20 protein-coding genes and 2 pseudogenes are annotated in these 22,108 nt (G+C 72.9%); 14 read left to right on the forward strand and 8 right to left on the reverse strand.

Annotated elements, in window-relative coordinates:
- Positions 1 to 5 precede the first annotated feature (5 nt).
- Positions 6 to 209, forward strand: coding sequence for an MbtH family protein (locus AMK24_RS24235; RefSeq protein ID WP_073770964.1), 204 nt, complete (start codon positions 6 to 8; stop codon positions 207 to 209).
- A complete protein-coding gene (locus AMK24_RS24240) occupies positions 206 to 1,675 on the forward strand; it encodes a DHA2 family efflux MFS transporter permease subunit (RefSeq protein ID WP_073770965.1) in 1,470 nt (489 codons plus the stop codon). The genes AMK24_RS24235 and AMK24_RS24240 overlap by 4 nt, the downstream gene beginning before the upstream one ends.
- Before the next feature lie 102 nt (positions 1,676 to 1,777).
- On the opposite strand, the gene fes is transcribed toward AMK24_RS24240, so the two are convergent.
- Both fes and fhuB read right to left on the reverse strand, forming a co-directional pair.
- The gene (gene fes, locus AMK24_RS24245) at positions 1,778 to 3,070 is read right to left on the reverse strand and encodes an enterochelin esterase (RefSeq protein WP_073770966.1); all 1,293 of its coding nucleotides are present in this window, start codon (positions 3,068 to 3,070) and stop codon (positions 1,778 to 1,780) included.
- A 35-nt stretch (positions 3,071 to 3,105) separates the two neighbouring features.
- The gene (gene fhuB / locus AMK24_RS24250) at positions 3,106 to 5,526 is read right to left on the reverse strand and encodes a Fe(3+)-hydroxamate ABC transporter permease FhuB (protein ID WP_073770967.1); all 2,421 of its coding nucleotides are present in this window, start codon (positions 5,524 to 5,526) and stop codon (positions 3,106 to 3,108) included.
- A gap of 99 nt (positions 5,527 to 5,625) precedes the next feature.
- On the opposite strand from fhuB, the gene AMK24_RS24255 reads away from it, so the two are divergent.
- The 8 genes and pseudogenes from AMK24_RS24255 (at position 5,626) to AMK24_RS24290 (ending at position 12,221) form a co-directional block, all read left to right on the forward strand.
- Complete coding sequence (locus tag AMK24_RS24255; protein ID WP_073770968.1) at positions 5,626 to 6,456, forward strand: 2,3-dihydro-2,3-dihydroxybenzoate dehydrogenase; 831 nt, start codon at positions 5,626 to 5,628, stop codon at positions 6,454 to 6,456.
- A gap of 91 nt (positions 6,457 to 6,547) precedes the next feature.
- Positions 6,548 to 7,753, forward strand: coding sequence for an isochorismate synthase DhbC (gene dhbC / locus AMK24_RS24260; RefSeq protein ID WP_073770969.1), 1,206 nt, complete (start codon positions 6,548 to 6,550; stop codon positions 7,751 to 7,753).
- Positions 7,750 to 9,432, forward strand: a complete 1,683-nt coding sequence (locus tag AMK24_RS24265) for a (2,3-dihydroxybenzoyl)adenylate synthase (protein WP_073770970.1) — start codon at positions 7,750 to 7,752, stop codon at positions 9,430 to 9,432. Before dhbC ends, AMK24_RS24265 begins: the two co-directional genes overlap by 4 nt.
- Before the next feature lie 29 nt (positions 9,433 to 9,461).
- Complete coding sequence (locus tag AMK24_RS24270) at positions 9,462 to 10,094, forward strand: isochorismatase family protein (RefSeq protein ID WP_073770971.1); 633 nt, start codon at positions 9,462 to 9,464, stop codon at positions 10,092 to 10,094.
- The gene (locus tag AMK24_RS24275) at positions 10,091 to 10,330 is read left to right on the forward strand and encodes a phosphopantetheine-binding protein (RefSeq protein WP_073770972.1); all 240 of its coding nucleotides are present in this window, start codon (positions 10,091 to 10,093) and stop codon (positions 10,328 to 10,330) included. The genes AMK24_RS24270 and AMK24_RS24275 overlap by 4 nt, the downstream gene beginning before the upstream one ends.
- 83 nt (positions 10,331 to 10,413) lie before the next feature.
- Positions 10,414 to 10,593 (forward strand): annotated as a pseudogene (locus AMK24_RS33320) (IS701 family transposase); the annotation flags it as partial.
- A 330-nt stretch (positions 10,594 to 10,923) separates the two neighbouring features.
- Entirely contained in the window at positions 10,924 to 11,490 is a 567-nt protein-coding gene (locus AMK24_RS24285) for a carboxymuconolactone decarboxylase family protein (RefSeq protein WP_073770974.1), read from the forward strand.
- On the forward strand, positions 11,487 to 12,221 hold the full coding sequence (locus AMK24_RS24290; protein ID WP_073770975.1) for a maleylpyruvate isomerase family mycothiol-dependent enzyme: 735 nt from the start codon (positions 11,487 to 11,489) through the stop codon (positions 12,219 to 12,221). The genes AMK24_RS24285 and AMK24_RS24290 overlap by 4 nt, the downstream gene beginning before the upstream one ends.
- A 371-nt stretch (positions 12,222 to 12,592) precedes the next feature.
- Here AMK24_RS24290 and AMK24_RS33990 read toward each other — a convergent pair.
- The 4 genes and pseudogenes from AMK24_RS33990 to AMK24_RS24315 form a co-directional block, all read right to left on the reverse strand.
- Positions 12,593 to 12,772, reverse strand: a pseudogene (locus tag AMK24_RS33990) (helix-turn-helix domain-containing protein); the annotation flags it as partial.
- A 104-nt stretch (positions 12,773 to 12,876) separates the two neighbouring features.
- Positions 12,877 to 14,520, reverse strand: coding sequence for a phosphoglucomutase (alpha-D-glucose-1,6-bisphosphate-dependent) (pgm, locus tag AMK24_RS24305; RefSeq protein ID WP_073770976.1), 1,644 nt, complete (start codon positions 14,518 to 14,520; stop codon positions 12,877 to 12,879).
- 214 nt (positions 14,521 to 14,734) lie between these two features.
- Positions 14,735 to 15,802 carry a chitinase gene (locus AMK24_RS24310; RefSeq protein WP_073770977.1) on the reverse strand — a complete coding sequence of 356 codons (1,068 nt, stop codon included), beginning with the start codon at positions 15,800 to 15,802 and terminating at the stop codon, positions 14,735 to 14,737.
- Between the two features lie 197 nt (positions 15,803 to 15,999).
- Positions 16,000 to 16,443, reverse strand: a complete 444-nt coding sequence (locus AMK24_RS24315) for a hypothetical protein (RefSeq protein WP_073770978.1) — start codon at positions 16,441 to 16,443, stop codon at positions 16,000 to 16,002.
- 306 nt (positions 16,444 to 16,749) lie between these two features.
- Between AMK24_RS24315 and AMK24_RS24320 the strand changes: the two genes are divergently transcribed.
- Positions 16,750 to 17,721, forward strand: coding sequence for a DUF3048 domain-containing protein (locus AMK24_RS24320; RefSeq protein WP_073770979.1), 972 nt, complete (start codon positions 16,750 to 16,752; stop codon positions 17,719 to 17,721).
- A 138-nt stretch (positions 17,722 to 17,859) separates the two neighbouring features.
- On the opposite strand, the gene eno is transcribed toward AMK24_RS24320, so the two are convergent.
- Complete coding sequence (gene eno, locus AMK24_RS24325) at positions 17,860 to 19,161, reverse strand: phosphopyruvate hydratase (RefSeq protein WP_073770980.1); 1,302 nt, start codon at positions 19,159 to 19,161, stop codon at positions 17,860 to 17,862.
- Between the two features lie 187 nt (positions 19,162 to 19,348).
- On the opposite strand from eno, the gene AMK24_RS24330 reads away from it, so the two are divergent.
- From AMK24_RS24330 to AMK24_RS24340, 3 genes are all read left to right on the forward strand, one after another.
- A complete protein-coding gene (locus AMK24_RS24330) occupies positions 19,349 to 19,771 on the forward strand; it encodes a MarR family winged helix-turn-helix transcriptional regulator (RefSeq protein WP_073770981.1) in 423 nt (140 codons plus the stop codon).
- A 113-nt stretch (positions 19,772 to 19,884) separates the two neighbouring features.
- Positions 19,885 to 20,406, forward strand: a complete 522-nt coding sequence (locus tag AMK24_RS24335) for a DinB family protein (protein ID WP_073770982.1) — start codon at positions 19,885 to 19,887, stop codon at positions 20,404 to 20,406.
- A gap of 91 nt (positions 20,407 to 20,497) precedes the next feature.
- Complete coding sequence (locus tag AMK24_RS24340; protein WP_073770983.1) at positions 20,498 to 21,196, forward strand: alpha/beta hydrolase; 699 nt, start codon at positions 20,498 to 20,500, stop codon at positions 21,194 to 21,196.
- On the opposite strand, the gene AMK24_RS24345 is transcribed toward AMK24_RS24340, so the two are convergent.
- On the reverse strand, positions 21,180 to 22,055 hold the full coding sequence (locus tag AMK24_RS24345) for an IS5 family transposase (protein WP_079190621.1): 876 nt from the start codon (positions 22,053 to 22,055) through the stop codon (positions 21,180 to 21,182). The genes AMK24_RS24340 and AMK24_RS24345 overlap by 17 nt on opposite strands.
- Positions 22,056 to 22,108: the final 53 nt, after the last annotated feature.

Below are 22,108 nucleotides of genomic sequence, written 5' to 3' on the forward strand. Positions count from 1 at the left end.
CACCGATGAGCGACGCGTCCCCCAACCCCTTCGACGCGGACGGGGAGTTCCTGGTGCTGACCAACGCGGAGGGCCGGTATTCGCTGTGGCCGCTGTTCGCCGCCGTGCCCGAGGGCTGGTCCACGGCGCACGGCCCGGCCGCCCGGCAGCAGGCGCTGGACTGGATCTCCGCGCACTGGTCCGGCCCCGTCGCCGCCCCCGCGCGGTGAGCGGGCTCCTGATCCGGCCGCGGGTACGCCCCCGGGTCGCGGTCGTCCTCGTCTACACGGCCGCGATGTGCATGAACGGCCTGGACTCGACGATCGTGAACCCGGCGCTGTACACCATCGCGGGCGACTTCGGCCGTCCGCTGTCGGCGGCGAACACCGTGGAGACGGCCTTCCTGGTCGCGCTCGCGGTGGGGCTGCCGGTGGCGGGGTGGCTGGGCGACCGGTTCGGGACGAAGCGGGTCTTCCTCGGCGCGCTGGCCGCCTTCACGCTCGCCTCGGCGGTCTGCGGCCTGGCCCCCGACCTCACCACGCTCGTGGTCGCACGGGCCGTACAGGGCCTGGCCGGCGGGTTGTTGACACCGGTCGGGATGACGCTGCTGTTCCGGGCGTTCCCGCCGCACGAGCGGATGAAGCTGGCGAAGGTGCTGATCGTGCCGACGGCGCTGATGCCGGCGCTGGGTCCGCCGCTGGGCGGGCTGCTGACCGAACACCTCTCCTGGCACTGGCTGTTCTTCGTGAACGTGCCGATCGGCGCGGCGGCGGTGCTGCTGGGCGTCCTCGGCCTGCGGGAGCACGTGGAGGGCCCCGAGGGGAAGTTCGACACGGTGGGCTTCTGGTTGGCCACTCCGGCGTTGGGGCTGCTGACGTACGCGCTCGGTTTCGGCCCCTCGCAGGGCTGGACCCGGCCCGCCGTCGCGCTCAGCGCGGTGCTGGGGTCCGTCCTGCTGGTGGCCGCGGTCCTGCACCAGGTGCGGGCGAGGACGCCGCTGCTGGGGCTGCGGCTGCTCGCCGACCGGGTCTACGGGTCGGCCTCCGCGCTGGCCGGGGTGACCGCGGCCGGGCTGATGGGCGTGCTGTTCGTCTTCCCGCTGCTCTACCAGGCGAGCCTGGGGGCGTCGGCGCTGGACGCCGGGCTGAGCGTCTTCCCGGAGGCGGTCGGGCTGATGCTGGCATCGCAGGTGGTGGACCGGTTGCTGCCTCGGCTCGGCCCCCGGCTGCTGACCGTGCCGGCGCTCCTGGTCGCGGCGGCGGTCTTCGGGGCGCTCGCCGTGCCCGGTGTGGCGGAGAACGCGTGGAGCGTGCGCGCGCTGATGTTCCTGATCGGCCTGGTGCTGGGGACGGCGGTGCTGACCGTGCAGATCGCCGGGTTCGAGTCGATCGGGCCGGCCGACATGGGCCGGGCGATGGGCCTGTTCCAGATCGTCCGCACCCTGGGCGGGGCGCTCGGGATCGCCGCCTGTGCGACGGTGATCGGGGGCGGCCACGTGACGGAGGCCGCCGACCCCGGCCCGTACCGTACGGCGGTCTGGGTGACGGCGGGGCTCGTGGCGGTCGGGGCGCTGATCGCGCTGCGGCTGCCGCGCGAGGCTCCGCAGCCACCGCCGTTCGAGGAGGAGGAGAAGGAGGCGCCGGCGCCGCCGGACGATGGTCTGGCGGCGCACGAGGCGCCTGCCGTCAAGGGCTGAGGCGAGCGGGAAAGGGGGGCGGGGCGACGTCCAGGGAGGATGCCGCCCCGCCCCCCTTTTTTCCTGCGTGGTCGGGAGACGCGGGAGGGGTGCGGCGGGGGTTCAGTCGCCGCCGAGCAGGTCCGCCAGGCCGTCGGCCAGACCGCCGCGCCAGCAGGCGTAGTCGTGGCCGCCGTTGAACTCCCGGTAGCGGACGTCGTAGCCGCGGGCGCGCAGCACGTTGCGGAGCCTGCGGTTCTCCGCGAGGAGCATCCACTCCTGGAGGCCGACCTCCAACCGGAGGGCGACCGGCCTGCGTTCGGCCCGGGCGTACTGCCCGGTGAGCCATTCACCGGCGCGTTCGTCGTCGGGCCACCAGAAGGAGCCCGACTGGGAGAGGGCGCGGCCGAAGCGGTCGGGGCGCCGGAAGGCGGCGAACGCGGCGGTGAGGCCCCCCGCGCTCTGCCCCGCGATCACCGTGCGGGCGGCCTCCGCCCCCGCTCCGTACTCCTGCTCGGCCCAGGGCAGCAGGGTGTCGGCGAGCCAGTCGACGAACGGGGCGCTGCACGCGAGGTCCTCCATGCGCCGGCCCATGGTGTCGACCAGGACCGCGACGGTGGGCGGCAGCTCCCCGTCGGCGTGCAGGTTGTCGAGGATGTCCCCGACGCCGAGGACCGGTCCCCACATCTCCCCGTCGAGGAGCACGGCCAGCGCGTACGGGCCGCCGCCCCGGTGGTGGCCGGGCGGCAGGTGGACGGTGATCCGGCGCCCGTCGACCTCGGCGTCGAGCGTCCGCCCCCGGGCCGTGCCCTCGCGCCGCCGGATGCGTGACTGCGGTGGGGCGTCGGGCAGTTCGAGTACGGAGGCGGGGTTGCGGCCGTCCCGGGAGGGCAGCGGCGCCCGGGTGTTGAGCGGGTCGGGTTCGGCCCGGTCGAGGACCTGGAGCCAGGCGGCCCGGTCGGCGCGCAGGGCGTCCTCGCGACTGCCGTCGGTGGCGTGGAACTGGTACGAGGCGCGGTGGTCGGCGCGCAGCCGGTGGCTGATCGCCCAGACGCCGGTGCCCTCGACGCGTTCCATCAGGTGCGGAGCGAGGTCGCCCGCGTGCCGGTCCTTGTCGGTGACCGTGTGGACCAGGGCCAGGACGTGGGTGGCGGGCTGCTCGGGGTCCTCGCGGCGGACGAAGGTGACGAGCCGGTGGCCGGGGTCGCCCTCGGGGTCGGGTTCGACGAGCGGGGTGCCGGTCTCGGCGGCGTGGCGCCAGAACGCCTCCTCCGCGTCGGGTCCGTCCTCGCGGACGTCCGCGAGGAGCGTGCGCAGCAGAGGGCTTCGCACGGCGGTCGCCTCCGGTCCGGCCTCTCCCGCGGCGAGGGGCGCGGGAGGGGGCGGCGGGGTGTGGCGGGGCGGCGTGGAGGTCATGGGTGTCTCGCTGTTCTGTACGGGGGCGGGGGCCGCTACACCCGGGTGGCGGCGGAGCGGCCGAGCAGCACCCAGAGCAGGAAGGGGCCGCCGAGGACGGTGGTGACGATGCCGACGGGGAGTTCGGCGCCGTCCAGGACGATGCGGCCGAGGGTGTCGGCGACGACGACGAGGACGGCTCCGGTGAGCATCGAGCCGACGAGCGGAACGCGCAGGGGCCCGGCGAGCCGGGAGGCGATGACCGGGGAGGCGAGTGCGACGAAGCCGACGGGGCCGCAGATGCCGACGGCGAGGCCCGCGAGGGCGACGGCCAGGAGCAGGGAGAGGGTGCGGACGCGGCCGGGCACGGAGCCGAGTGAGGAGGCGGTCGCGTCGTCGAAGCGCAGGACGCTCAGGTGGCGGGCGACGGCGAGAGTGGCCGGGACGAGGACCGCGAGGCCGATGAGGACGGGCACCGCGACGGAGTAACTGCGGCCGTTGAGGCTGCCCGAGGTCCACACGTACAGGGAGCCCGCGGAGGAGAGGGAGCGGCGGGACAGGACGACCTGGGTGATCGCGGAGGCCAGCGCGGACATGGCGAGGCCGACGACGAGGACGCGGTAGCCGCGTTGGCCGAGGCCGCCGGAGACGGTGGTGACCACGACCACGGCGACGAGCGCGCCGATCGGTCCGGCCCACCAGGCGCCGAAGGAGCCGGTGGCGCTGAGGGTGACGGAGAGCAGGACGGCGGCGGTGGCCCCGTCGTTGACGCCGAGGAGTTCGGGGGTGGCGAGGCGGTTGCGGGCCAGGGTCTGGGTGAGGCATCCGGCCAGCCCGAGGGCCGCACCGGCGGTGAGTCCGGCGACGATGCGGCCGAGGCGGAACTTCTGGACGAGCAGGACGTCGAAGCGGTCGCCCTGGCCGAACACCGCGCGGAAGGTGCGGCCGACGCCCATGCCGCTTTGGCCCGCGTACGCGGAGAGGACCACGGCGAGGACGAGAGCGCCGACGAGGGCGAGGGCGGCGAGGGCGGCGCGCCGGGTGACGAGGAGGGAGAGGGGGCCGCGGCGCAGTACGAGGGTGGCGGCCGGGGCGGCCCGGGGGGGTGTGGCCTCGGGGGTGCGGCGGGCGGGGCGCGGCAGGGTGATCCGGAGGCGGCGAGGGCGGTCGGGGGCGCGTTCCTCGGTGGCGGGTTCGGTCATGCCCATCGAGGCCAGCTGCCGGGACCGGACGATGGCGATGAGGACGGGCGCGCCGATGAGGGCGACGATGACGGAGACCGGCGCCTCGAAGGGTCGGGAGACCACCCGGGCGGCGATGTCGGAGACGGTGAGGACGCAGGCTCCGATGAGCCCGGCGAGCAGGATGCGGGCGGCCAGCCGGGTGCCGGCGAGGGCGCGGGCGAGGAATCCGGCGAGCAGGCCGAGGAAGGAGACGGGTCCGGCGAGCGCGACGGCGGCGGCCGTCAGGAGGGTGACGCCGACGGCGACGACGGTGCGGATGACGGGGGGCCGGTGGCCGAGGCCGCGGGCCAGGTCGTCCCCGAGTGCCAGGGCGGAGAGCGGGCGGGCGACCAGGAGGGCGATGAGGAACCCGAGGGCGAGGACGGGGGCCAGACGGCCGAGTTCACCGAAGCCCTCGACCCCGGCGAGGGAGCCGAGGACCCAGAAGCGGAATCTGTCGTAGGTCTCGGCGGAGTTGACGATGATGACGCTGGTGAGCCCCCCGAAGGTGGCGCCGAGCGCCGCTCCGGCGAGGACCAGGCGCATGGGTGAACCGCCCCCGCGTCGGCCGGAGATGAGGAGGACCAGGCCGCTGGCGACCACCGCGCCGACGAAAGCGCAGACGAGGTAGGCGTAACCGGAATCGAATCCGAGGAGTGCGATGCCCGCGACGACGCCGAGCGAGGCGCCCGCGTTGACCCCGAGGAGCCCGGTCTCGGCCAACGGGTTGCGGGTGACCGCCTGGAGCAGGCATCCGGCGACGCCGAGGGCGGCCCCGACGAGGAGCGCGGTGACGGTGCGCGGCAGGCGCAGATCGCCGACGACGAGGGAGAGCCGGGCGTCGTCGCGCGCCCCGTCCCGGCCGAGCAGGTAGTCCAGGACGCCACCGGGACCGACTTCACCCGCGCCGATCGAGAGGGAGAGGGCGGTCAGCACCAGGGCGGCCAGGGCCAGTCCGACGACGGCGGCCGCCACGGTCCGCCGCCGCGAGTCCGCCGCGGGGCGGGGGCGGTGGGAGGCGGGCTCCCCGGGGGCGGGCCGGTGGCCGGACGACGGGCCGAGGAGGCCGCCCGAGGGCCGGCCGGGGGTGCGGCCGCCTCCCGGCGGCACCCCCTTTCCGTCTCCGCGGGGGGCCCCTTGGCGGTCGGCGGGCAGGGCCTTTGCCGACGGGTCGGCTTCGGACCCGTCCAACTGAACGGTCGGCGAGTCGGGTTCGGGAGCCGAGGCCGTGGTCCCCGTGCGCGGCGTTTGCATAAGGTGAGGCTAGCCTAAGTAACGATCGACGACCCGATGACCCGTCGGCGGTCGATTCAGTTTAGGTTACCCTTACCTAACAACCGGAGGAGGTTGCTCATGCCTGAGCACATACCGGGCAGAAGCGGCGAGTTCACCGGCCGCACTGCTCTGGTCACCGGTGCCGCGCAAGGCATCGGCGCCGCGGTCGCCGATCTGCTCGCCACCCTCGGCGCGCGGGTGGCCGCCACCGACCGGGCCCTGCCCGGCCTGGAGGCGCGGGCCTCCCAGTGGGCCCTGACCCAGGCGGAACTGCCCGAGGGCGAGCGTTCGACCGGCGGCCTGACCCCCTGCGTGATGGACGTCACCGACCGCAGCTCGGTGGAGAGCACCGTGGCCCGGGTGGAGCGCCGACTGGGCCCGGTCGACGTCCTGGTGAACGTGGCGGGCATCCTGCGCACCGGATCGGCGGCCGAACTCCCCGCCCAGGACTGGGCGGACACCTTCGCGGTGAACACGACCGGCGTCTACCACGTCTCCCAGGCCGTGGCGCCGCTCATGGCCGCCCGGGGCTCGGGGGCGGTCGTCACCGTCGGTTCCAACGCCGCCGGGATCCCCCGTACCGGCATGGCCGCCTACGCGGCGTCCAAAGCGGCCGCCGCCATGTTCACCAAATGCCTGGGGCTCGAACTCGCCCGCAGCGGCGTCCGCTGCAACGTCGTCGCGCCCGGCTCCACCGACACGCCGATGCAACGCGCGCTGTGGACCGGTCCGGACGCCGCACGGCGCGTCGTTGAGGGAGATCCCACGACGTACCGCACCGGCATTCCGCTCGGCCGGATCGCCGGGCCCCGGGACATCGCGGAGGCGGTGGCGTTCCTCGCCTCGGACCGCGCCCGCCACATCACCATGCAGGAGCTGTACGTCGACGGCGGCGCCACCCTGCGCTGACCGCCCGTCCGCACCTCTCCCCTCCCCGCCCGCCTTCACCTCCCATCCAGCCCCCGCACCCGCTGACGGGACCATCGAGAATGGAGTCCCCGTGTCGACGGCACCCCAGGTCGCCACGCACACCGACCCGGCCGATCAGGCCCACCCGGCCGTAGGAGCGGCCACGTCACTGCTGGACGCCTACACCCCGGGCGACCGTTTTCTCGCCACCCCCGGACGCACCCTGCTCGCACGGGGACCGGGACGCGACGTCCCGTACGACGGCAGACCCTTGTCCGCCCGGGTCGACGCCACGCTCGCCGCGGCGGTCGCCGCCGGGCAGGAGTCCCCGGTGGTCATGGGCGCCGTCCCCTTCGACCACGCCGCCCCGGCCGCCCTGAGCGTCCCGGATTCGGTGCGCACCGCACCGCCGCTCGCCTCCGACCCGCTCATCGCACTGCCCGCGAGCGCCCCCGCCGCCGGGGAATGGCGGATACGGCAGGTGCCCGAGCCGGAGGTCTACGGCAAGGGCGTCGCCTCCGCCGTCGAACGCATGTGGCGCGGCGAGTTCAGCAAGGTCGTCCTGGCGCGCACCCTCGAACTCACCTCCGGCTCCCCGCTCGACCTGCCCGCGATGCTCCAGCGCCTGGCCCGCCGCGATCCCGCCGGCTACACCTTCGCCCTGCCGACCGGCCCCGGGCGCACCCTCATCGGCGCCAGCCCCGAACTGCTCGTCTCCCGCCGCGGATCGCGGGTCGTCGCCAATCCGCTCGCCGGCTCGACCCCGCGCAGCGCCGACCTCGCCGAGGACGTACGCCGGGCGGCCACGCTCCTGGAGTCCGTCAAGGACCTCCACGAGCACGCCGTCGTCGTGGACGCCGTCCACCAGGCGCTCGCCCCGTACTGCACGGAGTTGACCGTCCCGCCCCGTCCGACGCTCATCCGCACCGCCACCATGTGGCACCTGTCCACCACGGTCACCGGCACCCTCGCCTCCCCCGACGCCTCGGCGCTGGAGCTGGCCTGCGCACTGCACCCGACGCCCGCCGTCTGCGGGACGCCGACGCCGACGGCCCGCCAGGTGATCGCGGAGACCGAGCCGTTCGACCGCGGGTTCTTCACCGGCATGGTCGGCTGGGGCGGCGCCGACGGCGACGGCGAGTGGGTCGTGACGATCCGCTGCGCCGACGCCGAGGAGCGCACGCTGCGGCTCTACGCCGGGGCGGGCGTCGTCGCCGCGTCCGAACCCGAGGCGGAGACCGCCGAGACCGCGGCCAAGTTCCGCACCTTCCTGACCGCCGTGGGAGCCGAGCTGTGAGCACGGAAGCGGCGCCGACCTGGCCCGCCGAGTTCGCGGAGAAGTACCGGGCGGCCGGCTGGTGGCGCGGCGAGACCTTCGGGGAGATGCTGCGGCAGCGCGCCGGGGCCCACCCGGACCGGGTCGCGATCGTCGATCCGGTGGCGGGAAGCCGGTGGACCTACGCCGATCTCGACCGGCGTGCCGACCGGCTGGCGGCGGGCCTCCTCTCCCGGGGCATCGTCAAGGGCGACAGGGTGGTGGTGCAACTCCCCAACATCGCCGAGTTCTTCGAGGTGGTCTTCGCCCTGTTCCGGATCGGCGCCCTGCCGGTCTTCGCGCTGCCGGCGCACCGCGAGAGCGAGATCACCTATTTCTGCGAGTTCACCGGGGCGGTGGCGTACGTCATCGCGGCCGAGCACGGCGGCTTCGACTACCGCACGCTGGCGTCGAAGGCCCGTGCCGACGTGAGGACGCTGCGCCATGTGTTCGTCGCCCAGGGGGACCCGGGCGGGTTCGAGGCGCTGTCGGAGGTCGTCGGGGAACCGGTCGGCCACGGCGGGCCGCGCCCGGACGATCTGGCCTTCCTCCAGCTGTCCGGCGGCAGCACCGGCGTGCCGAAACTGATCCCGCGCACCCACGACGACTACATCTACTCGCTGCGGGGGTCCAACGAGATCTGCGCGGTCGACGAGAACAGCGTCTACCTGTGCGTACTCCCCGCCGCCCACAACTTCCCCCTCTCCTCCCCCGGTTCGCTCGGCGCGCTGTACGCCGGGGGCCGTGTGGTGCTGTGCCCTGCCCCCTCCCCGGAGGTGGCGTTCCCGCTGATCGAGCGCGAGGGCGTCACCATCACCGGTCTCGTGCCGCCGCTGGCCCTGCTGTGGACCGAGGCCGCGCCCGGCGCCGCGCACGACCTCAGCAGCCTGGACGTCCTGCTGGTGGGCGGCGCCAAGTTCAGCGAGGAGGCGGCCCGCCGGGTACGTCCCGCTCTCGGCTGCACTCTCCAGCAGGTCTTCGGCATGGCCGAGGGGCTGGTCAACTACACCCGGCTGGACGACCCGGTGGAGACGATCGTCACCACGCAGGGACGGCCCATCTCGCCCGACGACGAGATCCTGGTCGTCGACGACGAGGACCGGCCGGTGGCCCCGGGCGGGACGGGCCATCTGCTGACCCGGGGCCCGTACACCATCCGGGGCTACTGGAACGCCCCGGAGCACAACGCCCGCTCCTTCACCGCGGACGGCTTCTACCGCACGGGCGACATCGTGCGGACCACCCCGTCCGGGCACATCGTGGTCGAGGGGCGCGCCAAGGACCAGATCAACCGGGGCGGCGAGAAGGTCGCCGCCGAGGAGGTCGAGAACCACATCCTCGCCCACCCGGCCGTGCACGACGCCAACGTGGTGGCCGAGCCCGACCCGTATCTGGGCGAACGCGTCTGCGCCTACGTGATCCTGCGCCCGGGCGCCGGTCCGTTGAAGGCGGTGGCCGTCAAACGGTTCGTACGCGAACGGGGCCTGGCCGCCTACAAGGTGCCGGACCGGGTCGAGTTCGTGGACGCGTTCCCGCAGACCGGCGTGGGCAAGGTCTCCAAGAAGGACCTCCGCGACGCCGCCGCCCGCACGGCCGCTCCCTCCGCTCCCCCGGCCCCGCCGCCAACGGCCGTGCCCGCCTCCCCGCCCCCGTCGCACTGACCGACTCCCCGAACGGAACCCTCTCCACCATGGCTCTGCCCGCCATCGTCCCCTACCCCATGCCGGCCGCCGACGAGCTGCCCGCCAACCGGGTCGGCTGGACCGTCGATCCCGCCCGCGCGGTGCTCCTCGTCCACGACCTGCAGAACCACTTCCTCTCGGCGTACGACCGCGACGCGGCCCCCGTACCCGAACTGCTCGCCCATGTGGCCGAGTTGAAGAAGGAGGCCGCGCGGCTCGGTGTTCCGGTGCTCTACACCGCGCAGCCCGGCGGCCAGAGCCCGAAGGAGCGCGGGCTCCAGCAGGACTTCTGGGGGCCCGGCCTCCCCGCCGACGAGCACCTGGCCGCCATCGCGGACGAGGTCGCCCCCGACGCGGGCGACACGGTCCTCACCAAGTGGAAGTACAGCGGATTCGTCCGCACCGATCTGCTGGAGCGGCTGCGCGAACAGGGACGCGACCAGATCGTCATCACCGGCGTCTACGCCCACATCGGGGTGCTGATGACGGCGTGCGACGCGTGGATGCGGGACATCCAGGCGTTCGTGGTGGCCGACGCGGTGGCGGACTTCTCGGCCGAGGACCATGCGATGGCGCTGCGGTGGGCAGCGGGCAAGTGCGCCGTCGTCACCACCGCCCGGACCGTCTTCGAAGGGAAGTGACCGCCGTGGCGCTCACGCTCGGACAACTGCGTGCCGATGTCGCCGACATCCTCGGGGAGGACCCCGAGGAGATCCCGGTCGACGAGAACCTCGTCGACTACGGCCTCGACTCCGTCCGCCTGATGTCGCTGGCCGCCGGCTGGCGCCGCGATCACGGCGTCACGGTGGAGTTCGCCGACCTCGCCGAAAGGCCCGCCCTGGAGTCCTGGGCCCCGCTGCTCGGCATCACCGGCTGAACCCGCCGGCCCCGCGGGCGGCGGCCCTGGTACTGCAACGGTGCTTGCCGTGGGGGACGGCCAGGTCGGTCGTTGGTGTGGTTATGGGTGGAGGCCTTGCTGATGTCAGGTCGTGGGCGGGCGAGCTGGAAACGGTGCATGTGCGGTTCGTGCACCGTTTCAGCAGATCGGGGCCGCGTGAGTCGCCTTTGGCATACATGCGGGGCCTGATCACTCCGCTGCAGCGGAAGCATTACACAGCACCGCACACGGGGTGGCTTCTTCCGAAGTGCTCTCCTTCGAGAGCCTGTTCGCGGACGCCCCCGGGTCGGCGCACGGCCCGGTGAACGCTCCCGGCGTGCGCGGCGCCGGCCTCCCCGGTGCGTGCGGAGCAGATGCCGCTGCTCAGCGACATGATCGAGGAAGAGCCGGTCGGTCTGCGCTGATGGCCGGTCGGAGGCTCGGCCGCGATAGCGGGAACTTCTTCGCCTCAGCCCACGGTTGCCACCGACCGAAGGGTTCACTAGCGTCCTCGCATCGCGAAGGCCCCTTTGTCCAGCGGCCCCGCGATGGTCACCGCACATCTGTCTCCCCCTTCTCCAAAAGGACGAGCCGTGCCCCACATCGCGCTGAACAGCGATCTTCCCGGAATCATCGGTTTGATGGTCCACCGGCCCGACACCGGCGGACCGCTGGGCGACCTGGCGAACGCTCTGCTCAGGGCACCGTCCTCGCTCGAACCGGGCGAACGCGAGCTGATCGCGGCGTACGTCTCGCGGCTCAACGGCACCGAGTTCTGCGCCTCCTCGCACGGGGCTTTCGCGGCCTCGCAACTGGCGGGAGGCCGGGAACTGGTCCAGGACGTGCTGGCCGACCCCGGTAGCGCGCCGATCAGCGGGCGTCTCCGCGCGCTGCTGGACGTGGCCGCAGAGGTCCAGAGCGCCGCGCGTCCGGTATCCGATCGAGCGATCGCGGCGGCCCGCGTCGAGGGTGCTGACGACACGGACCTGCACGACACCGTTCTGATCGCCGCGGCGTTCTGCATGTACAACCGTTACGTCAGCGGCCTCGCGACCGAGTTGCCCAAGGACGACGAGTACTACGCGCAGGCAGCCCGGCGGATCGTGACGGACGGCTACCGGGCCGGAGCCCCTACCGCCATACAGGAGACCGCCGCATGACCGACACGACCCGCGGTCCGGCGCCGGACCCGGCGCATCACCTGGCCTACCGTGCCTGCCGGGAGAACATCACGCGGCTCGTCACCTCGGATCTGTCGGTCGCGGAGCTCCCCGTGCCGGCCTGTCCCGGCTGGAACGTGGGTGATCTTGTCAGCCACCTCGTCCTGGTCTGTCGGATGGCCGTCGACGAGTATCCGGGCGAGCTCAGTGACCCGCCGCCCCCGCCTCAAGGTATTCCTGTCCACGAACTCGTCGTCACCTGGGCTGAACTGGAGGAGCATCTGCCGGGAGTTCTGGCGCGCGCGGATTGGCTGCGTCGCCGCATCCTTCCGCTGGACGTGCTCTCGCATGAGCTCGATCTCCGTGCGGCACTCGGCCTGCCCCCGCCCGATGGTTCCCCCGCCCTCGCCGACGCGCTGGATCTCGCTGTGGGGGGCTTCGCCCTGTCCCTGCACGAACGCGGTCTGCCGACGTTGCGCGTCCGGACACCCGACCGGGAGTGGACGGCCGGGGAGGGTGAACCGGCCGCCACGCTCTGCGGCGGCAGTCTGGACGTCTTCCGCTCTCTGACGGGACGACGCACGGTCCGTCAGATCGCTGAGCTGTCCTGGAGCACCTCGCCGGCGTCGTGGCTGCCCGCTTTCACGTGGGGCCCCTTCACACCGCCGACGCGCGCGGTCGAAGAGGCGGGGCCCGCCCCCATGGAGCCGGACCGGCATTCCGGCGCCTGATGGTCGTCGCCACCCGGCGTTCCGGGTGGCGACCACCGGAGCCCCCGGGCCCGTGGCGCAACGCTCAGTCCACGCTCTCCAGCCGTCGGCGGCGCTCGCCGGCGGGGTGGTCCGGGACGCGGCGCGGCGCGGAACACCCTGGGCCGGGCGATGGCCTGGAAGTCCGTGTCGGAGTCGAGGCGGCGGACCTTCTGCTCCTCCATGAGGGGCGCGAGGAGGGGGAACACGAACTCCGACGAGGTGTAGACGCCGTTGCGCCGTCGGCTGGCGAACAGTTCGGCGGAGAGGGCGATCAGGTCGAAGTCGCGGGCGGTGGTGCCGCCGTACCGGTCGACGAGGCGGGTCGTGTCCTCGGCGAAGACGGCGGTGTCGCTGCGCCGGTCGGCCAGGCCCGAGTCACCCTCCGCGCGCCAACGGCGGATCCACTTGTGGGCGGTAGGCCTGGATATGCCCATTTCGGCCGCCACATGGGCAACTGGCCGCCCACCGAGGACGCGATCGACCAGGATTCGCCTGCCGTGAACGGTCAGCCGGGCATTACGGTGGGACACGAAGACCTCCGTGTGTGGTGTGGAGCCTAGACACCTCCACCACACCGGAGGTCTTCGCCATGATCAAGCCCGGTCGGCGTTAACAACGCTCGTGATCAATACACCTAGGCGCCGCCCAGTGCTTCGGAGACCAGGGCCTGCGCCTCCTCCTGGACCCGGGCGAGGTGGCCGGGGCCCTGGAAGCTCTCCGCGTACACCTTGTAGACGTCCTCGGTGCCCGAGGGGCGGGCGGCGAACCAGGCGCTGTCGGTGCAGACCTTGAGGCCGCCGATCGGGGCGCCGTTGCCGGGCGCCTCGGTGAGGACGGCGGTGACGGGTTCTCCGGCGAGGGTGTCGGCCTTGACCTGCCGCGGGGAGAGCTTGGCGAGGACGGCCTTCTCCTCGCGGGTGGCGGGTGCGTCGACGCGGGCGTAGGCCGGATCGCCGAAGCGGTCGGTGAGCCGCGCGTAGTGCTCGGAGGGGGTGGACCCGGTGACGGCGGTGATCTCGGAGGCGAGGAGGGCCAGCAGGATGCCGTCCTTGTCCGTGGTCCAGACCCGCCCGTCCCGGCGCAGGAAGGAGGCTCCGGCGGACTCCTCGCCGCCGAAGCCGAGGCTGCCGTCGTACAGCCCCTCGACGAACCACTTGAAGCCGACCGGGACCTCCACCAGGGTGCGGCCGAGGTCGTGGGCGACCCGGTCGATCATGGACGAGGAGACCAGGGTCTTGCCGATGCCGGTCCCGGCGGCCCAGGCGTCGCGGTGGGTGTAGAGGTAGTCGATGGCGACGGCCAGGTAGTGGTTGGGGTTCATCAGGCCGCCGTCCGGGGTGACGATGCCGTGCCGGTCGGCGTCGGCGTCGTTGCCGGTGGAGACGGCGTACGCGTCGCGCTGTTCGATCAGCGAGGCCATGGCGTGCGGCGAGGAGCAGTCCATGCGGATCTTGCCGTCCCAGTCCAGCGTCATGAACCGCCAGGTGGGGTCGGCGAGGGGGTTGACGACGGTGAGGTCGATCCGGTGGCGCTCCGCGATCCGCCCCCAGTAGGCGACGGACGCTCCGCCGAGCGGGTCGGCGCCGATCCGCAGGCCCGCGTCCCGTACGGCGTCGAGGTCGAGGACGGAGGGCAGGTCGTCGACGTACGCGGTCAGGAAGTCGTGCCGGCGGGTGGTGCCGGCGGCCAGGGCGCGGGCGTAGGGGATGCGGCGGACCTCTTGGAGCCCTGCCTCGATCAGGGCGTTCGCCCGGTCCTGGATCCAGGAGGTGGCGTCGGAGGCGGCCGGTCCGCCGTTCGGGGGGTTGTACTTGAAGCCGCCGTCGGCGGGCGGGTTGTGCGACGGAGTGACGACGATGCCGTCGGCGAGGTGCTCGGTGCGCCCCCGGTTGTGCATGAGGATGGCGTGCGAGACGGCGGGGGTCGGGGTGTAGCCGTCCTCGCTGTCGATGAGGGCGGTGACGCCGTTGGCGGCGAGCACCTCCAGGGCGGTGACCCGGGCCGGTTCGGAGAGGGCGTGGGTGTCCGCGCCGAGGAACAGGGGCCCGTCGGTGCCCTGGCGGGCGCGGTAGTCGCAGATCGCCTGGGTGGTGGCGGCGATGTGGTCCTCGTTGAACGCGGCGGCGAACGCGGAGCCGCGGTGGCCGGAGGTGCCGAAGGCCACACGCTGGGCGGGTTCCGCCGGGTCGGGGTGGAGGGCGTAGTAGGCCGTTACCAGGCGTGCCACGTCGACCAGGTCTGCGGACTGTGCCGGGTGACCGGCCCGTTCGTGCACCATCGGGTCTCCTCGTACGTCTTCGTCGTCGGCCGGCCCGCGGGGGGCGGGGCCGGCGCACCGGGAAACGATCACCCGGTCCGTACCCGATTCTGTCGCCTCGACCGCCCCGGTGCGCGACCGGTTCGCATCTTCCTCGTGTCGCGCCCGGCCGGAGCGGCGCCACGCCCCCGGTCATCGGCGGACCGGGGGCGTGGAGATGCGGGGGTCCTGCGGCTCAGCGGCCCTGGAGGGTCTTCACGTTGTCGCCGAAGGTCCAGTTCCTGGAGCCGTCCCAGTTGAGGGACCAGGTCATCAGCCCCTTGAGGGAGCCGTTGTAGCGGTTCCACGCCTGCGAGACGAGGGACGGCGACATGTGGCCGCCGCCCGCACCGGGCTGGGCGGGGAGGCCCGGGACCTGCTTGTCGTAGGGCACCTTGACGGTGGTGCCCTGGATCACGAGCCCCTTGTTCAGGCAGTCGGTCTGGGCGGTGAAGCCCGCGACGGTTCCGGCGGAGTAGGAGTCGCCGGAACAGCCGTACATGCTGCCGTTGTAGTACTGCATGTTCAGCCACCACAGCCGGCCGTTGTCGGCGTACTTCTTGACGACCGGGAGGTACGCGCCCCAGATCGAGCCGTAGACCACGCTGCCGCCGGTGACGTAGGCGGTCTCGGGGGCCATGGTGAGGCCGAAGTTCGGCGGCATGGCGGCGAGGACGCCGTCGATGATGCGGATGAGGTTGGCCTGCGACGGGGAGAGCTGGTTGATGTTGCCGGAACCGACGAGTCCGGTCTCGATGTCGATGTCGATGCCGTCGAAGTTGTACTTCTTGAGGATCGGGACGATCGTCGCGACGAACCGGTCGGCCACCGCGCTGGAGCCGAGGTCGATACCGGCGGCGGCTCCGCCGATCGACATGAGGGTGGTCAGGCCGGCGGCCTTGGCCTGGCACATCTCGGCGGGGGTGGCGACCTTGACGGTGTTGTCCATGCCGTCCTCCCAGAGGACGGTGCCGTCGGAGCGGATGACGGGGAAGGCCGCGTTGACGACGTTGTAGCCGTGCTGGGTGATGCGGGGGTCGGTGATCGGGATCCAGCCGAGGGGCGGGTGCACGCCGTTGGCCGCGCCGTCCCAGTTCTCCCAGTATCCCTGGAGCACCTTGCCGGTGGGCTTCGACTTGACCGCGCAGGTCTCCGCGGCGGCGGCGCGCGTCTTCGCGGCCTCGGGCGGCGCGGCTCCGACCAGCATCGGCACGGCGAGCGCCGCGGCCAGAGCGAGGCCCAGGAGTCGTGGTGTACGCACCATGATCCGTATGTCCTTCCTGCCCGGGTCCGCCGCCGACGGTGCGAAGGGTTCGCCCCGACCCGCCCTGTGTCGTGACCCTGCCAAACCGTAGAATGGTCCAGACCTTCGGTCAAGAGGTCTGGACCAGACGCGTCGTCAGGACCGGGCGACAGGCGCCGCCGCGGCGCGCCGGAGCACGCCGCCGCAGCCCGCGGCGGTCACGCCTCGCCCGGTCCCCGCCGGGGTGTGGAGGGAACGCCGTCGTTGACCCACTGGGCCATGATCACCGGGGCGTTGTAGTGGCCGCCGTTGATGGTGTTGTGGTTGATCGCCACGGCGGGGCCGGTGGGCTGCCGGGGGGCCAGCTCGTCGAGGATCGCCCGTAGTTCCCCGGCGGCAGCGGGGTCGGCGCGCAGGGTGCGCCGGAGCCTGTTGCGCCACTCGGCCTCGATGTCCGCGGCCGCCTGCTCGTCGTCCTCGGCGCGGGCCGCCGTCAGCTCCGCCCGGGACTCCTCCAACTCGGCGCCGATCACCTCGTCGGTCTCGCCCCGGCCCAGGAACCGGGCGAGCCGCCCGCGCACCTGTGTCCACGCCTCCGTCGCCATCAGCCCCACGAAGGTCGTCGCCCCCGACGCCGCCAGTGCCGCCAACTCGGCTTCCACCGAACCCCCTCCGCCTCGCCTGTCGTGCTGTACGGGCGCATCGCCCGCCGCTGGTGCAACCGTAGAGAGGCAACCGCCCCGAAGGAAGCGGAATCCGGGGCGCGGCGGCGAGCAGTTCCGGCCAAGTCGGCCGGACCGCAGGGGGTGCGGGCGCCTTCGGCCCGGATTCCCGCGGCCGGATCCCCTCGGCACGGCCCGCCGCACGAGCACGGGGCGCCGGTGCACCCGATGATGGATGATGGGAGGGGGCCGCGAGACGACGGTGCGCGGACACCGCCGACCGCCGCTCCCGGAAGGGCGTTCGCCATGTCCGCAGCCGGAGTGAAGAGGTCGGTCGGGGCGCTGTTCGGTGCTCTGCTGCTGGCCGTGACCGCGGGGTGCGCGGGCGGGGACGGCTCGCCCTCGCCCCACGACAGCACATCGTCGGGAGGACGGGGCGGCGGGGTGCTCGCCGTGAAGATCGACAATGTGGCGCCCGCGCGCCCGCACACCGGACTGGAGAAGGCCGACGTCGTCTACGTCGAGCAGGTGGAGGCCGGGCTGAGCCGGATCCTCGCCGTCTACGGCTCCGCTGCGCCCGCGGTCGTGGGGCCGGTGCGCAGCGCGCGGGAGACCGATCTGGAGCTGCTGCGGCAGTTCGACCGGCCGACGCTGGCCTTCTCGGGCGCCCAGAGCCGGCTGCTGCCGGTCATCGAGCGCGCGCCGCTGGTCGCCGTGCCGCCCTCCGAGGCGCCGGGGGCGTACTTCCGGGGTCCGGGGCGGCCCGCTCCGCACAACCTCTATCTGCGGCCGGAGAGGATCCCGTTCGAGGCCCCCGGGGTCGATGCCGTGGAGGCGCTGGGGCTCGAGGCGGGCCCGGCGCCCTCCGGCGGGGAGCCGGAGGAGAGCCGCACGGTGCGCTACCCGTCCGCGTCCGTGACGTTCACCTGGTCCGCCGGGCGCGAACGGTGGCTGGTCTCACTGGACGGGTCTCCGGCCCGGACGAGCGAGGGCGGGCGGCTCGGGGCGGGCACGGTCGTCGTCCAGGACGCGACCGTACGGCCCTCCGACTTCCGCGACCGGTCCGGGAACGTCAGCCCGTTCACCGAGACCGTGGGAACGGGCAGGGCGGTCGTCCTGCGGGACGGCCGGGCCCACGACGTGCGCTGGTCGCGCCCCTCGGGGGACGCGGACACGGTGTACACCGCCTCCGACGGGCGGCGCGTCGAACTCGCCGACGGGCAGCTGTGGATCCTGTACGCGCCCCGCGGGGGGCCCGGCTCCCCCGCGGCCCGCTGAGGCGGGCCGAGTCCCGGCCCGCCTCCTCCCGACCGGCCCGCCGCGGACGGGGCGGTCCCCGGTGGACGCAGCGGTCCGCCGGAGCCCGCCCGTCGGCCCGTGGAGGGGGGCCGGGGCGCGCGTCACCCCGCCCGGCGGTCACGAGCGGGAGAGCAGCGCCCCGCCCGCGTACCGCGCCGAGTCGCCCAGCTCCTCCTCGATCCGGATCAGCCGGTTGTACTTGGCGGTGCGGTCGGAGCGGGAGAGTGATCCCGTCTTGATCTGGCCGCAGCCCGTCGCCACCGCCAGGTCCGCGATGGTGGTGTCCTCCGTCTCCCCCGAGCGGTGGGACATCACGGCGCTCCAGCCGGCCCGGCGGGCGGTGGCGACCGTGGCGAGCGCTTCGGTCAGGGTGCCGATCTGGTTGACCTTCACCAGGACCGAGTTGCCGACCCCGGTGCGGATGCCCTCGCGCACCTGCGCCTCGTCGGTGCAGAACACGTCGTCCCCGGTGAGCTGGCAGCGGTGGCCGACCCGGGCGGTCAGCTCGCGCCAGCCCTCCGTGTCGTCCTCGGCCATCGGGTCCTCGATGGAGACGACCGGGTATGCGTCGATCAGCCCGACCAGGTAGTCGACCTGCTCGGAGGGGGTGCGGCGCACGCCCTCCCCCGTGTACGCGTACACCCCGTCGCGGAAGAACTCCGACGAGGCGGGGTCCATGATCAGACCGATGTCCGTACCGGGCCGGTACCCGGTGCGCTCGACGGCGCCGAGGACGAAGTCGAGCGCCTCCTCGGCCGTGCGCAGCGACGGGGCGAAGCCTCCTTCGTCGCCGACGCCGGTGGCGTGCCCGGCGGCCAGCAGGTCGCGGCGCAGGGTGTGGAAGATCTCCGAGCCCATGCGGACGGCTTCCGCGAAGGTCGCCGCACCCACCGGCGCGATCATGAACTCCTGGAAGTCCAGCGGATTATCGGCGTGGGCGCCGCCGTTGACGATGTTCATCATCGGCAGCGGGAGGAGGCGGGCGTCGCCGCCGCCGAGGTAGCGGTAGAGCGGCAGGCGGTGGGAGGCGGCGGCGGCCTTCGCGGCGGCGAGGGAGACGCCGAGGATCGCGTTGGCTCCGAGCCGGGACTTGCCGGGCGTCCCGTCGAGCGCGACGAGCGCGGCGTCCAGCCCCGCCTGGTCGTCGGCGTCGCGGCCCACGACGGCGGCCGCGATCTCCCCCGCGACGTGGCCGATCGCGCGGTCGACGCCCTTGCCGTGCCACCGGTCGGCGTCCCCGTCTCGCAGTTCCAGGGCCTCCCGCGCGCCGGTGGAGGCGCCGGAGGGGACGGCGGCCCGGCCGAGGGAGCCGTCGGCGAGGAGCACGTCGGCCTCGACGGTGGGGTTGCCGCGGCTGTCGAGGATGCGGCGGGCGGCCACGGACCGGATGGTGGTGGGCTCAACTGTCGCGGGGGCCATGGGAGGTCCTTCCGTCGTCATGTGCCGCGGCGGTCTTGCGACAGCGCCGGCGCGAGCCGCGACATCAAAACTCTACAGCAAAGCTGTTCAGATGAACTGCACAGTTCTGCTGCGCAGCCTCGCTGGGCAGTTTCCCCGCACCGGTCACCTGCGCGGACTCGCCGCCGGGCCCGGGTTAAAGTTCCCTATGCCCACCCCGGAGCCCGCCACCGTCGCCGCCGACCTGCGCATCGCCATGGGAAAGCTCGCACGGCGCGTGAAGCAGGAAGACCGGATTCCGCACGGCCAGGTCGCCGTGCTGGGCGTCCTCGACCGGGACGGGGCCATGACCACCAGCGACCTCGCGGCGGACCAGCGCGTCCGCCCCCAGTCGATGGCCCGCGCGGTCGGGCTCCTGATGGACCAGGGCCTCATCGTCCGCCGCGCGCACCCGACGGACGGCCGCAAGTCCCTCGTGGACCTCTCCGAGGCGGGGCGGGCCGCGCTGAAGGCGGAGCGCGACCGCCGGGCCGACTGGCTGGCACGCGCCATCGACCTTGAACTCAGCGCGGAGGAGCAGGAGACGCTCGCGCGCGGAGCCGCCCTGATGGAACGCCTCGCCGCGCACTGACGGCCCTCCCCTCCTTCCCTGCGGGCAGCGCTCGGGAGGGGCGCCGCGGGTCCGCACGCGAGCCCGGGGGAAATCGCGTTGTCGAGGGGGGGCGGGTGTGCCAGGGTCGCCCGATGCGCTCTTCTCGACACGACCTTCTGCGCCGACAGTTCGATCTGACCTGGTCGCTCTTCACGTACCACCTGGAACGACTGGACACCGACGACTTCCTGTGGCAGCCGGCGCCGCTGTGCTGGACGGTGCACCGGCAGCCCGACGGGCGTTGGCTGCCGGACTGGGCCGACGCGGAGCCGGACCCGGTTCCCGTACCGACGATCGGCTGGCTCAGCTGGCACATCGGCTGGTGGTGGGAGACGGCGGTCGCCCACGCGCGGGGACAGGAACCCCGCGACCGGGCGGACGTCCTGTGGCCGGGCGACGCCGAGCGAACCATCGGACGGTTGCGCGACCTGAGGGAGGAGTGGCTGGAGGCGCTGGACGGACTCGACGAGGCGGCACTGGACGCGACCGCGCCGTTCCCCTGGGCGCACGACCCGCAGCGCACGGTCGCCGACATGGCCGCCTGGGTGAACGCGGAGCTGATGAAGAACGTCGCGGAGATCGGTCAGCTCCGGATGCTGCGTGCGGCCACCTAGGCCGTGTATCGAAAATGGATCAAGGTGAGGGGGTGGGTGTGGTTCGGGGCTAGGCTCACCGGTCTGGTGTCGACCTGAGGAGACGGACGAGTTGGCTGCTGTGGTGCTTGTTCACGGCCTGTATCACCGTCCCGAGCACTTTGCGTTGTTGGCGGAACGGTTGCGGACCAATGGAACCGAGGTTGCTGTACCCGAGCTCCACCGCGGCTCTTTAGCTGCTGACGCCGCCGCCGTCCAGGCCGTCATCGACGCGTTGCCCGAGCCCCCGGTCGTCCTCGGCCACTCCTACGGAGGGTCGGTGATCACAGGGGTCCGCGGAGCAGCACACCTGGTCTACCTGGCAGCGTTCGTGCTCGATGCCGGCGAGAGCGCGGCCAGTCTGGGCGGTGCGTCCCAACAGCTCAAGGACGCCATCGTCGCCGAGCCGGACGGCTCGACCACCCTGCACCCCGGCCTGGCCATCGACACCCTCTACGGCGACTGCCCTGAACCCCTCGCCGCGCAGGCGGTCGGCCTGCTGCGTGCACAGGCCCCGGGCTGCGGACGTGGAGTCCCCCAGCACCACGCCTGGAAGATGACTCCCTCCACCTACGTCATCTGCGCACAGGATCGCGCCATCGACCCCGGCCTCCAGCGAACCATGGCCTCGCGCTGTACCGACGTGCGCGAATGGCAGACAGGCCACTCCCCGTTCGTGGGGCAGCCCGACCTCATCGTGGAACTCTTGCGAGAACTGCTCCTCACCCGCATCGCGCCCAGCCGGAACCAGGTAGTCACAACCACTCGTTGATCACTGCAATCAGGACCGTCGCCTCGTACCGGACCGCGAGCTTGTCGTACCTGGTGGCGACGGCACGGTGCCTCTTGAGACGGTTGATCCCGCACTCCACCGCGTGGCGCTCGCGGTAGTCGACGGGGTCGAAGCGCGGTGGCCGGCCACCCCGGGAGCCGAGCTTCTGACGGTTGCGGGCCTGATCGGCCTTGTTGGGGATGGTGCAGCGGATCCCGCGGCGGCGCAGGTAGGCACGGTTCTTGCGGGAGGCGTACGCCTTGTCCGCGCGTACACGATCAGGGCGGACACGCGGTCGGCCCGGCCCGATCCGGGGCACGCGGACCTTTGCCAGTACGGGTTCGAACTGCGGCGAGTCCCCACGCTGCCCTGCCGTCACGACGATCGACATGGGTTTCTGGCCCTGCTCGACGGCCAGGTGCAGCTTGGTAGTGAACCCGCCGCGGGACCTTCCCAGTCCATGATCGCGGGGCTCGGTGAAGATGCCACCTGGCGGTTCCTTCTGCAGGTCGCCCTGATTGCGGGCCCCGGCCGCATGCTGATGGGCGCGGCAGACCGTGGAGTCGACGCTCAGGTCCCACGTGATCGCACCCTTTTCATCGGCCAGGGACTGGAGCAGTGTGAGGATCCGATGCCAGGTGCCATTGCGCTGCCATCGGCGGAACAGGTCGTAGACCCGGTTCCACGGTCCGTACTCGACGGGCACGTCTCGCCATGGAACACCGGTCCGGACCCGGAACCGTATGCCGTCGATCAGCTGCCGCCGAGGCCAAGCGGGCGGTCGCCCTGCCTTGGCCCTCTTCGGCAACAACGGCTCCAACAACGCCCACTGCTCGTCCGTGAGATCTCCCCGCCCCATGACCACGATCATTCAGCGCGCAAGATCCATTTGAACCGCCCCGGGTTCGGTAG

Source organism: Streptomyces sp. CB02366, assembly GCF_001905905.1.
Taxonomy (GTDB): domain Bacteria; phylum Actinomycetota; class Actinomycetes; order Streptomycetales; family Streptomycetaceae; genus Streptomyces.

Excerpts from the sequence above, each read along its gene's own strand:
- AMK24_RS24310 (WP_073770977.1), bottom strand. The coding sequence starts at position 15,802 with ATGGTGCGTACACCACGACTCCTGGGCCTCGCTCTGGCCGCGGCGCTC.
- AMK24_RS24235 (WP_073770964.1), top strand. The coding sequence starts at position 6 with ATGAGCGACGCGTCCCCCAACCCCTTCGACGCGGACGGGGAGTTCCTG.
- AMK24_RS24330 (WP_073770981.1), top strand. The coding sequence starts at position 19,349 with ATGCCCACCCCGGAGCCCGCCACCGTCGCCGCCGACCTGCGCATCGCC.
- AMK24_RS24270 (WP_073770971.1), top strand. The coding sequence starts at position 9,462 with ATGGCTCTGCCCGCCATCGTCCCCTACCCCATGCCGGCCGCCGACGAG.
- AMK24_RS24320 (WP_073770979.1), top strand. The coding sequence starts at position 16,750 with ATGTCCGCAGCCGGAGTGAAGAGGTCGGTCGGGGCGCTGTTCGGTGCT.
- AMK24_RS24255 (WP_073770968.1), top strand. The coding sequence starts at position 5,626 with ATGCCTGAGCACATACCGGGCAGAAGCGGCGAGTTCACCGGCCGCACT.
- AMK24_RS24345 (WP_079190621.1), bottom strand. The coding sequence starts at position 22,055 with ATGGGGCGGGGAGATCTCACGGACGAGCAGTGGGCGTTGTTGGAGCCG.
- pgm (WP_073770976.1), bottom strand. The coding sequence starts at position 14,520 with ATGGTGCACGAACGGGCCGGTCACCCGGCACAGTCCGCAGACCTGGTC.
- fes (WP_073770966.1), bottom strand. The coding sequence starts at position 3,070 with ATGACCTCCACGCCGCCCCGCCACACCCCGCCGCCCCCTCCCGCGCCC.
- AMK24_RS24335 (WP_073770982.1), top strand. The coding sequence starts at position 19,885 with ATGCGCTCTTCTCGACACGACCTTCTGCGCCGACAGTTCGATCTGACC.
- fhuB (WP_073770967.1), bottom strand. The coding sequence starts at position 5,526 with ATGCAAACGCCGCGCACGGGGACCACGGCCTCGGCTCCCGAACCCGAC.
- AMK24_RS24290 (WP_073770975.1), top strand. The coding sequence starts at position 11,487 with ATGACCGACACGACCCGCGGTCCGGCGCCGGACCCGGCGCATCACCTG.
- eno (WP_073770980.1), bottom strand. The coding sequence starts at position 19,161 with ATGGCCCCCGCGACAGTTGAGCCCACCACCATCCGGTCCGTGGCCGCC.